The organism is Sphingomonas sp. AC449 (assembly GCF_979253475.1).
Window position 1 is genome coordinate 42,459 of the sequence record NZ_CEEDCZ010000010.1, and the last position, 12,012, is coordinate 54,470.

The following is a 12,012-nucleotide window of genomic DNA, read 5'->3' on the forward strand; positions in this document are numbered from 1 at the left end:
CGGTATACCGTTCGAGATGGGGATGGGGTTCCGCGCAATCGTCCGCATCGTCGATCACCTACCGCAGTCCAGCTGTGAGGATGGCCACGGTCGTTCGCGGGGTGCGAAGAGCGCCCTTCAGCCAGCGGTTGCACGTCGGAAGGCAGCGTTCGCAGATCATCCCGCGGTTGATGGGCCGAAGGGGTGGTCGATGCGTCGCCCAGTCGCGTATCCCGTGACTGGCATGTGGTCGGCGCACCTGGAAGCGGAGATCAGACAACGAGTCTGCCTCTTTCAGTCACGGCCCCGGGGAGGGGACCGAGACGGATAAACAGACTGCGCCCTGAAAGCGATCGGCCGGCATGTCTATTGCAGTAAAGACAGGTTGCCGACGATGGCTACAGACATGAATGAATGGCCGAAGTTGGGGAGGCGAAGCTACCAGCTGAATGTCTGCATTTGGGTCTCCGCGGCCGCTGGTCGCCTGATCGCTGCATGACCAAGCTCGTCTGCTCCCAAGGTCTTTCGCATCCTGGAACCCGCCGCTTAAAGGGGCTCGAAGCCTTTCCGTTTCTCCGTGTCCACCAGCCCATATTGGGAAAGTGTATGCGGGGAAGGGTTTGGGAAAGCGGTTTACGATGGTGAACGGTCGCGTGGTAAGCGCGGCCGGCATACCAGTGAGAGGGCAGTAATGACGGACGCCGCAAACGTAATTGCCGTGGACCACACAGGCTTCGCTGTGTCGTCTTTGGACGAAGCCGTTCGGTTCTGGACGGGAGCGCTCGGTTTCACACTTGAGCGGCAATCGGAGATGGGGGGCGACTTCCTGCATCAGGTGACAGGTGTGGATGATCCGAGTGTGAAAACGGCGATCGTCAGGGCACAAGACGGCTACGTGGTCGAACTGTTGGAATATTCAAACGGGCTCCAGAACGGGACGGTGCTCAGCGGCGCGGGATCGATCGGAGCGGCCCACCTGGCTCTGACCGTAAAGGATATTCACGTCGCCATTGCCCGCGTCGAGGCAGCAGGATGGAAGGCGAAAGGCAATCCGTTGCCGATCCCGGGTGGTCCACGGAAGGGAACGTTGGTGGCCTACGTTTCAGGCCCCGATCATATCACGATAGAGCTTATGCAGCCGACAGCCAGTTAATGGGCCGGTAAAAGCTTTGCCGCCTCATCATCCTTTTGAAAGCTGGCGAGGCAGCGGGCAGGGCCGAGGCTCAGCACCTTCTCTGCTGCAATACTGAATGGATGGCGGAAATTGGGAAGCCAGAAAGAGGCCGCGAATGACCGCAAGTGGGTCTTTGCGATGGCAGACCTGTTGCAGGCGGCTAGGCGGGCTTCTGTCGCACCCCACTGGCGCGCTCAACGAACATCGCCTGCGTTTCCGCTCAGCGCGGCGCTTGCGGCGGCTAATCCTTTCATCATGCGCAGTAAGACGCTCATATCGGTCAACCGCTTCAACCCATTTCTCAGGGTCTTAGGCGGCGGTTTGCAATTTCGCTGCGCGTTAGCTTTCTGCCTTTCCCCCTCCATGCCAGCGACTGCGCGTTAAGGGCAATCAAGTCAGCCGTTCCGGCTAGCAGCGCCTCGCCGGTAGCGATCGCACGGGCTAGCACCGCCTCGGGCGCATTAGCGTAAGCGGGTCTACCTACAATATGGTCGTACCAACATCCGCCGCAGGCATCGTCGAGCAGTATACGTTGAAAACAGTGATCAAGCCGCAACGACCATCGCGATTCGATTGCGCGCTTGGGGAGGCGTATGCGGGTGAGATCCAACCACTGCTGCTCGATTACTGGTCGTGTGAATTCCGTCACCGATAACCCCCGTGGCTCACCCACAATGCCTGCAACAGTGAGCACTAATAGTCCGGAGTGGCTAGATTTGGGCAAGACTTGCTGCCACTTGAATGAATGGCAGGTTTCGAGACGCTGGCATAGGCCACGAATGTCGCATCGTGGGTCCGCTCACACCTCGGTGCGTTCGGCCAATTCCAAAGCGTCCTCCACGTCAACGCCCAAGTAGCGCACCGTGCTGTCGATCTTGGCATGGCCGAGAAGGATCTGAACGGCGCGGAGGTTACCAGTCGCCTTGTAGATGATCGATGCTTTCGTGCGCCGTAGCGAGTGCGTCCCATAATCCTGCGCCGGAAGGCCGATGCCGACCACCCACTCGCGCACAAGGCGGGCATATTGCCGCGTGCTCATGTGGTCCATGTAGTCGTTACGGCTCGGGAAAACGAAGTCGTTCAGTGTCCCCCCACGTCGCTCCAACCATGCCCGCATCGTCTTTCGCGCCGTGTCCATTATCTCGAACTGAACCGGTCGTTTGGTTTTCTGCTGAACCATGACGGCGCGGTCACGGACGCGCCCGCCGGAAATTACATCGCCGATCCGCACCCTGACCACGTCACAGCCGCGTAACTTGCTGTCGATGGCGAAGTCGAACAGCGCTCGGTCGCGTAGTCGCCTATGCTGGTCGAGCCAGAAGCGAATGGCCCAGACCTGTTGCTGTTTCAGCGCCCGCTTCGCACCGATCAGCCGGCCTTCGTTCCAAGGCCGAAGTTCGTGAAAGGCGGGGTCCATTGACGAGTGACCCATCGATCATCTCCATCGGCCCAAATCGGTCATTCGAGTGTACGCAGGCGCAGTAAACCGGCGGTTTGGAAATGTGGTTGATCAGCCGTCGATGATGCTGAACGAGCTGTCGGTTTCGTGCGGCGCCTCGCAGTCTCTGTGCGGCCGGAAGTGGGTCAAGGCAGCTAGCCACGTGGTTTACCATTGCTGCTGAACCACTGGCCGCTCTAGCTTATTCAACGCTACGCAAGGGGGCAGGATGAAACGCCACGGATTCATACTAGGAACGCTGGTTTTTGCGCTCAGCCCGGTCCATTCCCAAGAGCCGATCGCAAATCCAAGCCTGACAGCCTCGGCCACGGGTGTTCGCGATGCCGCCCATGCCCGTGACATTGCGCTGCGCCGCTTCGACGTCGCCGTTCGCGTGCATGGGGCGGTGGCCGAGACGACCATCATCGCAGAGTTTTCCAACGAAGGGCGTGAGGTGCTCGAGGGCGACTTCCGTCTCGCGCTTCCCAAAGATGCAGTGGTTACTGGTTATGCACTCGATATCGGCGGTACGCTCGTCGACGGCGTTCTGGTCGATCAGCCAAAGGCCAAGGCGGTCTACGAGGCGCAAGTTCGTCATCGTGTCGATCCCGGGCTGGCAGAAGTCGTGCCCGACGGAGGTTTCCGCACCCGCGTCTTTCCCATCCCGCCGGGCGGAGGACGAAAGATCCAGGTGCGCTTCGTCGCGCCGATCGGTGCCGAGGGATTCCGTCTACCGCTGCGCATCGGCGCGGCGCGGGAGGGGTGGACGGTCAGAGTGATGGCGGATGGTGTGCGGGCTATGCCGGCACTGCTGATGCCGGACGGTCGGCAGGGAACGTGGCAGGGCGGTGGGCAACAGGGTGGACAGAGTGCCGAGGCGAGCGGCAACGGCACGCTGAACGGCGCGATAGTCGTCGCGCCCGTCGCGACCGCGGACACGATCGTCAGCCGTCACCATACGAGCGAACAATATGTCCAGCTGTCTGGGATGCTGCCCCCGGCCGCTGCGTCGAAGGCGGGCGGGACGCTACGGGTCTATTGGGACCGATCACGCTCGCGTCTCTTAGACCGCCACGGCACCGAATATGCGCTGCTCCGCCAGGTGATTGCCGCCTTACAGCCTCAGCAGATTGAGATTGTGACGTTCGCAAGCGACGGCGCCACGCGCACTATCGCCGCGACGGCGGATGCGGCGATCGAGGCGGTGCGGGGCGTACGCTACCGCGGCGCCACGAGTTTTGAAGCTGTGGCGGAGGCAGCCGGATCTGCTACGGCTAAGGCTGGGACGCCGCCTGACCGTTGCCTGCTGTTCTCCGACGGGCGGCCGACAATCGACCGTGCAAGCGTTTTCGCGCCCCGCTGCCGACTGGATGCGATCGCTGTATCGCCGACGGCGGACATCGGCTGGCTGAGACATCTTGCAGGAGCTACTGGTGGGCAGGCGTTTGCACCAGGAGAGGACGTTGCTGGCGTCGCTGCTGCGCTCGCGAGCGCTGTGGCCGGCGTCGCCGGGGTAGTTGACCAGAACGGTAACGAACTCGCCGTCGTGCCGCTTGCTGCACCCCCAGGGCAGTGGCGTGTAGTCGCGCGTGCCCCAGCGCGAGGAGGTGTTCGGGTGCGAATCGGTGGAGCAGAAACGCTACGGTCACTTGGCGAGGCCGTGCCGTTCGATGGTGACGGCGCACTGGTGGCTGCCAATCTGTTGACGACTTTGGGTGGGACCGCGCAGCGGCTCGAGTATGTTGCGACCAGTCGGCGTTACGGCGTTGCCAGTCCCAGCTTGGCGTTCCTCGTGCTAGAAGCGCCTCAGGACTATCTAACTGCCGATATCGCCCCACCCGCCAATTATCCCTCCGACGCGCTATTGCTATATCTTGCGAGCCGGAAGCGGATGGACGGCGAGCGCGCCGATGAAAAACGGCTGCGGTTGGAGCGGGTAACGCGTGATTGGACGGAACAGGTCGCCTGGTGGAAAAAGCGGTTCGATCCAATCGCGGAAGCGGCCGCCAAGAAACAAGCTGCCCGTCATGCCCGTTCGAACAACCCACCGGCGGTAGTAATGTATGCACCGCCACCGCCACCGCCACCGCCACCGCCACCGCCACCGGCGCCTGCACCCGAACCTGGCGAGGCAGCTCCCTTAGGTGCCGATATCTTAGTGACCAGTAGCCGTGTGCAACCATCGGCCCCTGCCATCTCGATCGAGGCCTGGCAGCCCGATCGCGAGTATCTACGAACGTTCGACGCCGCGCCGGCACGGTTCGACGAGCGCTTCGCCGAGGCAGAGCCCGAAGCCGGTGGCGTGCCGGCCTTCTATCTGGATTCTGCAGAATGGCTACGTCGCCATAGGCGGACCATGGATGCGGTGCAGGTCGTGCTGTCCGCGCTTGAACTGCCGACGGCCAACGCGACGACATTGGGCATCGTCGCTGACCGGCTGGAGCGATATGGCGCGATCGATCGAGCGATTGAATTGCGGGAGCGGCAGGCGGCGCTAGAGCCCGACCGGCCACAGCCTCGGCGTCTGCTCGCGCTTGCCCTTAGCACGCGCGCTACAACCCGACCGGCGACAGCGCTGGCGGATTTGACGCGGGCTGTCGCGCTATTGCGCGAGGTGGCGGTCATGCCATTGGACCAACGCTGGGACGGGATCGACCTGGTTGCGCTGATGGAGGCCAATGCACTGCTGCCGCCGCTAAAGCGTCTGGGCGGACGCAGTCCTCTGGAACCTGCGCTTACGGCACTGCTCGACACCGATATTCGCGTGGTCGTCGACTGGACGACGGACGCCACCGATCTAGACCTTTGGGTGGACGAGCCCGGCGGCGAGCGGGCGATCTACAATCATCCGCGGACCGCGAGCGGCGGGCATCTTTCGAACGACATGACGACGGGTTTTGGTCCGGAGGAGTATTTCCTCCATCGCGCGCGTGGTGGAGAGTATGTCGTTCGCGCCAACGTCTATAATGCCGACCGGCTTGACCCCAATGGCTCGTCGCTACTGACCGTGCATCTGTTCCGCGATTTCGGTAGGGCAGCCCAGCAAGTCGAGGCAGTAGATATCGAGCTGAAACGCGACGAACATGGAGAAAAGATGATCGGACGGATCGCTATTTTGCCGAAACAAAGAAAACGGTAAATTCTACTTCGGGGGGGGCGGCGCGGCAGACGCTCTAGTCTGCTTGGCAGTACGGAATTTCCCCATGTAGTCTCTTGGCCGAATTGCGGCACAGGCATGTGACTAAGCTCGACCACGTCTGCAAAATAAGTACACGTTGCTCTCGCGCTTGTCAGATGAACAGATGGTAGGAGACGGGGAGCGTTCAAGCTAAGGCTGGATCTCGCCTTTTTAGTCGTCATGCCTTATATTCACGTCTGCAGCCGGCCTGAGCCGTCCTGCAAAAGCCAGAAGCGGGTATATCGTTGCAGGCGCGGAAGAATGATCCACTGCAAGGTTGCGGTGAGAAGCAGAGACGACGGCAAAAGCTGCAGCGGCAGCGGTGCGTCTTTCAAGGCTGCACGGACCATCATGCTGATGATAAGCAGGACCGGGAACACCGTCAGCCATGTCGTCACGAACCGCTTCCATTTGCTCGCACTCGCATCGCTCGGCAGATCAAAAATGACCCCGTCGCCTACCTCGAGCTGGCGCAGCGCTGTAGAGAAGCGATCCGCGATGGCGACATGCGCGCGCATCTTGGGGTCGTCATGCCATGTATCGGCTGCGGCGCGATCGTCGAAGCGAAAGAGTAGGTGCTGAAAGCCAGCCGTCTGACCGAGCCGGATGGCAGCCCGATACCCCGGCGCCACGCGGGCCAGCCGGTTCAGCTCTTCCACCCAGCGTTCGAAATCCCGCTCATGGCCGGCACGGATGGCCCGGCTGGTGACGATGGTGGCGGTTTGGTCAGGATCGATTGGCATAATTCGAGAATATCCAAGGTAGCCGGCATGTTGCCCGGTCGCGGCACGTATTTCGCCCGTTGCCACCCAGCCTCAAGGCAGGCCTATCAACTTTCGCGCCGGGCTAATCGTAAAGCGCGTCACCGAGCCGCCACGGGGATGAGTCATTGCGCCTTACCGATCCATGCCCGGCCGGATCCCAGATCGAGCGTCAGATTGCGCTTTCCCATCAGCTGCAAGCCGATATTGCCGTCCATGATCATATTCGGAAAGACCCGTGCTTGCCCGGTAAATACTACGTCGCGCGTGATCGTCGCGCTAACCGGCTGAGCCGTCCGAATGTCCGTGCGTAAGCCAAGAAGCGGCGCGATCTGCGGCGATACGAAGATCGTTGGCCCTGCATTGGCCGAGTCCAGTTCCATCCAGGCACGACCCCGGGGGGTGTTCACCCCGATGTTGACGTCAAGGGCGGCACCTTCTGCTCCCCGCACCAGCCGAACCGGCACTTCGAGACCGGACTTCATACGCGCCGCGAGGGAGCCCGGTGTTTCGATCACGATCTGGCGACTGGCGAAGCTGATAGTGATGATACGGCCAGCGAAGAGGTCAAGTCCAATCGAGCCGTCCAGCTTGGCGGTGTCGGCATCGAGCTTGCCGAGATCGTAGACGATCGTTGTCGGTGCTGTGTAGGCGTGGTTGCCCATTTTGAAAGCGACGTCATCGCAACGTGGTAGGTCCAGTCGCTCTCCGGTCATACGGAACGCCGTGACGTTACCCCAAGGTTCGCAGCCAAGGTCGCGGGCCAGGGCTGGCGTAATCATTGTCACCCCCTCGCCGGTGTCAAACAAGAAGATGCGCTCGCGACCGCCGACCGATGCCTGAACAGTGAACTGTTTACCTTGAAAAAGCTCTAGGCTTATCGTTTGTGGGCTGCGGTCTTGCGATGGTCCGGCGGGAAGGGCAGCGAGCAACGCGCCCATCATCAAAATTTTCATTAGCATCCCCTTTGTTCATTGGCTCGCGACCGACGCTATGCTCGGAAGCTCGCAAACGTCCGAATGTAAGCCGCCAAGTTCACGAGCGCGGTGCCCGTAGCGTTTTCGCTTGCGACTTTGATTTCCCCTTACCCCGCGGGTTTCACTGGCGGCGGGGCCCCCATGCCGGCGGGTGCTGCAACGGCACTGTGTTTGAGCCAAACCCGTCCTCGGGCAAGATCCATGGTGACCACCCAATCTTTCAGAAACGGCATGCCAAGGTTTCCATCGATCACGATGTCGGGGCTGAAGATCATCCCGGACGCTTCGACATTGGGGGCGATCTGGAAGCGGCCCTGTTGCGGCCCCTCGCCAGTAACCTTCTTCAAGCCGAATAAAGGAAGGAGTTTTGGCGCGACCAGGATTGTGCCACCGTTGCCGCTGTCCAACTCAAGGCGCACCGGTCCACGTTCGGTGGGGACGTCGATGAAAACAGACAGCGCCAGACCGCCAATCTCACGAGCCAGACTTGCCGGAAGCTCCACTGCATCCGCCCTGCGCCTAGCCGTGCTCTCAGGTGTTTCCAACGTGAGTTCACGACCTGCGAAATCGATCGTGACAGTGCGCCCAGCGAATGCGTCGAGGGCAAGCAGGCCATCGATCGGTGTGTCGGGAGACCCCACGTCCATGACGATTGCAACAGGGCTCTGTAGCGTCTGGTTCTTCCAGTGGATTGCAACATTGTCGCAACGTGGGGCGGTGATCTTTGTGCCGGTCATATGAAAGCCGGTAATTGATCCCCAGGGTTGGCAGTTCATTTCCTTCGCCAGCGCTGGTGAGAGCACCGTCAGTCCGCCTGCTGTGTCGAGTTGAAATAGGCGCTCCCGTCCGGCCACCTTCACTCGTGCCGCTACGCCTTTGCGGTAGCTTTCCAACGGCAGCCGCACCGGACCGTTTGGGGCAGCATTCGCTCCAGACGCTAAACTAATGAGCAACGCAGCCGATAATAACCTTTTCAAGATAATGCCCTTTTTGCGGTACGACACTCGCCCATCGAAGCAGTCCAATAGACGCTGGTATTTACTATTCCAGGCTAAAGGTCAGTGATCCAGCGCTCGAGCTGATTAGTATTACGCATATCACCCGTGTAAGCGTGTGCTGGCCTGGCCGGGACGTTCGAGCCACGTTTTCTGCCGCGATACACCTTCATCGGAATGACGGCCCGGGCAAAGCCGCTGGGCAGAGCGACTTGCCGTACGTCCATATAAAGCGAGTCAGCGCTGGTCTCCTGCCCGACATGAATGCCGCCTAATGCGGTCCATAGATCGACCGCATCAAGACATGCCGATCCGCATCCCCAGTCCGTCAGCACGAACACACGCCCCTTCAGCACGGGAGCAGCGCCGGTTGCCGCTGGCTTCGCTTCGTCGGCATCGACCTCACGCCAGAGCGCCTGCCCGAGCGCGCGGGCAGATGTCATGCCTTTCGCTGTGCGATCGGCCCAGTCTCTCGCCGCCTGCGAAACATCGGCGGAATGCTGCCAGGCGGTACGATAGCCTTCGAGCGTGGCAATGTTTCCAGCCGAAGCGCGCCAGTCGACCCCTTCCGATCCTGATGGAAGCGCATTCACCGCAGCCTGGCCCCAGAGAATAGCCGCAATCTGATACGACCAGTCGGACGATCCACCGCCATTGCCTCGAAGGTCTAGCACGATGCGCGGTGCGGCTGCGATCGCGATGGCGTCCCTTTTCATCGATTTGATCATTGGCGTAAGGGACTTGGCATCAGCGCTGTCGGGGTCACCGTTGAAGCCGGGAAGCGAAAACCAGCGCGTGCCGTCAGTAAGGGTTCGAGCCGCGAACTCCGGATGCGCCCGCGGCGCAGTGGCGGCAAACCGAGTGTCGAAGTCTGCCTCAGGCAGATCGCGCCAGCTGAGCGTCACATCCTTTGGCTTGCCATCGACCTTGAAACGGCAGCGGACTGGACGCTTAATGTAAGGGTTAGTGGCGTCGAGAAACAATCGACCACCATTGATTGCTCGCTGGCTGACCAGTTCCCACCTGCCGCGGAAAGCACCGACGTTGCGGGTAGCCAGGCGTTGGGCATCAATGCCATCGCAGCTTACGAGTACTGCTCCGAGCGGCAGGACAGCGTCATCTGCTCGGGTCATCACGACCTGACGTCCGGCGCCTTCAAAGCCCGTCAGGAAGCCGGGCCAGCGGATCGGCAGGGCGGCTGGCTGGTCGACGTCGAGCGCGACATGTCCATCGTTGAAGCTCGCCACGTAACCGCGCATTGCCCACAGATATCCCGGATAGTCTCGAACGGTCGCAGCGCGGCGCAAGGCGAAAGCCAAGCTGGCATCGTTGTGCCGCGCAAAGACGGGGTCGAGCTTGTTGTAGGGGCCAGGGTGATTGTCGGCGATCTGATCGTGATAGGCCTGAGCGTCCGTCCGCAAGGTCGCTGCCCAGTCGCGGGGCAGGTCAGTCGCACCGATCAGCAGAGCCGCCGTTGGTATGGCAAGGAGCGACAGGTTCATCTCGGCGCCGCTAATTTGCTGGCGGCCTTCTCAAGATAGGGCCTGACGTCAATCGAACTGTAGCCCGGCGTCGTTGAGGCGAAGTGTCGCAGCCAGTACCCGTGACCAGCCCCATACACGACGAGGACGCGATCGCCTGGTTTGGCCACGTTGATGAGCTTGGCGAAAATCTTATCATTGCGCAGGTACCACATGGCATTCAGATCTGCGCCGGGCTGCTCGTTACCGTCGCCAAGTCGGAGCAGGGAGTAGTATGAATCCTGTCCACCCATGGGCGTGGAGGGGTCATTATAGCGGATCAGCGTACGCGGTATGCTGGTGGTTGCCTGCTCAGCCTCAAACTTCTTGGCAGACGCTTGGACCGTCGCAAAGGCGGCGTCGAGACAGGCCTTCTGCCAGTGAGCTTTTGCATAAGCTTCGACCCGGCTGATCGGGAAATAGTCCGGTTCGCCCTTGTCGGGTTGCTCGTCGATACCTTGAACGGACCGAAGGCCGGCGCGCTCAGCGATGCGGTAACTGATCTGAATCCTCTCGTCCCGGCCGGTCTTGAGCAGGCTTGGGGTAAACGTTGCGAAGTCCATCACATCATAGGTCGGGCCCGGGCGTTGCGCCTCAACCATGACCCGTGTTGGTTTAAACGCTGCAATGGCATCAGCCAGTGCTTCCAGTTCGCGCTGGCGCTGCGGCGTAGTGACATCATCGACGTGGGCATTCACCTTGTCACGACCAGGGTTGCCGAAGTGATAGCTACCCAGCACCATCACTTGGACCGGTCGCAGTGGTTCAGCAGCAATCGCAGGTGTTGCTGCCGCAGCAAGTATAGGTAGCAGCATGCAGCAGGTCTCCTTGGTGTAATGCTCGAACAATACACGTTGAACGGTAGCTGTCTATGGATTTGCTGCGTTGGACGCCAAGCTGGATGACGTTGATCCGACCAACCGAAACTCGCGTCAGATCGCTTCCAAAATGCATCGTGCAGAAGGTTGAAGGGGAAGGAATGTCGGCGGCATCGCCTCTACTCCAGACATGAATGAATGTCTGAAGTTGGGAAGCGGGCCGGGTGCTATGAATGAGCGGTTATGGGTCAAACTATGCTAAGCCAGCGAAAGTGCTGATAAGGAATATAAATCAGTTGAATATGATTACCAAAAGCTGGCGTTGCCTTGATTATGGCTATCAATAATCATCGCCGTTGAACCGGGGGCTTCATAAACAGTAGCCAGCATCGCTTCTACCTTGTTCGAACCCGATTGCGTGAATGTAATCTCGGCCTTAGCGTCCCGGTCTTCAAGAACGCCACGTTGCTGCAGCACCTTAATCCAGCGTTCGCTGACTGACAGTGGTATGTTAGCATACGTTGCAATATCGACCAACCTGATAACACGACCTTCTGCTTCCGCTAAATAAATGCCGATAAGTAGCGAACCTATAGGGTCACTGCTCAGATCCGCGCCGAACAGTGAGACTCGCGCGTCATGGACATGGCGTATCCGAAGTGCTGCTTCCCAAAGCCTTGCTGGCGGCAATGGGCGGCCGTTTTCGTGCCAAAATAGCGTACTTATTAATCGGTCGGGATTGTCGAAGCGGGTAACCAGGAGATTTGCTGCAACGGAGCTGCCATCTGGCCGCAAGTAGCGTTTTTGTAATCGTACAGGAGCTGCGCCATCCTTAAGCGCAGCAAGCATGTCTGCGCTTCGATCCAGGTCGCGAGCATCGGTAATCTGGCGGTACGAAACGCCAATTACTTCGTCAACGGGACGCTGTAGCAGATCGAGAAAACCTTGATCCGCGTTCAGGATGACTCCCTCGACGGAAGAAACGCAATGACCTGCCGGCATCATCACCTAACCACGATACGTTCATCGGTCGAAATATATAATTTTGACTTGTATGCAAGGGACTCGCGGTGCCGATTGATGGCTTTCCGATTGGTGAATATCTGCACGTGGATCGGGGAGGGTTAAGGGTGGACATCAAGCCCATGGCTCGGCGCTTTCCACGAAGAATG

9 protein-coding genes are annotated in these 12,012 nt (G+C 60.1%); 2 read left to right on the plus strand and 7 right to left on the minus strand.

The window, feature by feature from the left end:
- Window positions 1–670: 670 nt before the first annotated feature.
- Window positions 671–1,132 carry a VOC family protein gene (locus AC0CH3_RS14855; RefSeq protein WP_354304338.1) on the plus strand — a complete coding sequence of 154 codons (462 nt, stop codon included), beginning with the start codon at window positions 671–673 and terminating at the stop codon, window positions 1,130–1,132.
- A gap of 820 nt (window positions 1,133–1,952) precedes the next feature.
- Here AC0CH3_RS14855 and AC0CH3_RS14860 read toward each other — a convergent pair.
- Window positions 1,953–2,570: a tyrosine-type recombinase/integrase gene (locus AC0CH3_RS14860; protein ID WP_235532414.1), complete on the minus strand. Its 618-nt coding sequence runs from the start codon at window positions 2,568–2,570 to the stop codon at window positions 1,953–1,955.
- Window positions 2,571–2,820: 250 nt separating this feature from the next.
- Between AC0CH3_RS14860 and AC0CH3_RS14865 the strand changes: the two genes are divergently transcribed.
- The gene (locus AC0CH3_RS14865; RefSeq protein ID WP_465238026.1) at window positions 2,821–5,730 is read left to right on the plus strand and encodes a VIT domain-containing protein; all 2,910 of its coding nucleotides are present in this window, start codon (window positions 2,821–2,823) and stop codon (window positions 5,728–5,730) included.
- 230 nt (window positions 5,731–5,960) lie between these two features.
- On the opposite strand, the gene AC0CH3_RS14870 is transcribed toward AC0CH3_RS14865, so the two are convergent.
- From AC0CH3_RS14870 to AC0CH3_RS14895, 6 genes are all read right to left on the minus strand, one after another.
- Window positions 5,961–6,512: a putative antibiotic biosynthesis monooxygenase gene (locus AC0CH3_RS14870; protein WP_056024046.1), complete on the minus strand. Its 552-nt coding sequence runs from the start codon at window positions 6,510–6,512 to the stop codon at window positions 5,961–5,963.
- A 143-nt stretch (window positions 6,513–6,655) separates the two neighbouring features.
- Entirely contained in the window at window positions 6,656–7,486 is an 831-nt protein-coding gene (locus AC0CH3_RS14875; RefSeq protein WP_162235492.1) for a retropepsin-like aspartic protease, read from the minus strand.
- 128 nt (window positions 7,487–7,614) lie between these two features.
- Window positions 7,615–8,511 (minus strand): aspartyl protease family protein, encoded by an 897-nt coding sequence (locus AC0CH3_RS14880; protein ID WP_354304333.1) that lies wholly within the window; start codon window positions 8,509–8,511, stop codon window positions 7,615–7,617.
- Between the two features lie 47 nt (window positions 8,512–8,558).
- Window positions 8,559–10,004: a hypothetical protein gene (locus tag AC0CH3_RS14885; protein ID WP_465238027.1), complete on the minus strand. Its 1,446-nt coding sequence runs from the start codon at window positions 10,002–10,004 to the stop codon at window positions 8,559–8,561.
- Window positions 10,001–10,837 (minus strand): DUF5694 domain-containing protein, encoded by an 837-nt coding sequence (locus tag AC0CH3_RS14890; RefSeq protein WP_465238028.1) that lies wholly within the window; start codon window positions 10,835–10,837, stop codon window positions 10,001–10,003. Before AC0CH3_RS14890 ends, AC0CH3_RS14885 begins: the two co-directional genes overlap by 4 nt.
- Window positions 10,838–11,146: 309 nt before the next feature.
- A complete protein-coding gene (locus tag AC0CH3_RS14895) occupies window positions 11,147–11,845 on the minus strand; it encodes a PAS domain-containing protein (RefSeq protein ID WP_235532412.1) in 699 nt (232 codons plus the stop codon).
- Between the last annotated feature and the right edge of the window lie 167 nt (window positions 11,846–12,012).

What these genes read in the sequence shown, in the direction of transcription:
- AC0CH3_RS14875 (WP_162235492.1), bottom strand. Translation starts at nt 7,486, where the DNA reads ATGAAAATTTTGATGATGGGCGCGTTGCTCGCTGCCCTTCCCGCCGGA.
- AC0CH3_RS14895 (WP_235532412.1), bottom strand. Translation starts at nt 11,845, where the DNA reads ATGATGCCGGCAGGTCATTGCGTTTCTTCCGTCGAGGGAGTCATCCTG.
- AC0CH3_RS14885 (WP_465238027.1), bottom strand. Translation starts at nt 10,004, where the DNA reads ATGAACCTGTCGCTCCTTGCCATACCAACGGCGGCTCTGCTGATCGGT.
- AC0CH3_RS14865 (WP_465238026.1), top strand. Translation starts at nt 2,821, where the DNA reads ATGAAACGCCACGGATTCATACTAGGAACGCTGGTTTTTGCGCTCAGC.
- AC0CH3_RS14870 (WP_056024046.1), bottom strand. Translation starts at nt 6,512, where the DNA reads ATGCCAATCGATCCTGACCAAACCGCCACCATCGTCACCAGCCGGGCC.
- AC0CH3_RS14890 (WP_465238028.1), bottom strand. Translation starts at nt 10,837, where the DNA reads ATGCTGCTACCTATACTTGCTGCGGCAGCAACACCTGCGATTGCTGCT.
- AC0CH3_RS14855 (WP_354304338.1), top strand. Translation starts at nt 671, where the DNA reads ATGACGGACGCCGCAAACGTAATTGCCGTGGACCACACAGGCTTCGCT.
- AC0CH3_RS14860 (WP_235532414.1), bottom strand. Translation starts at nt 2,570, where the DNA reads ATGGACCCCGCCTTTCACGAACTTCGGCCTTGGAACGAAGGCCGGCTG.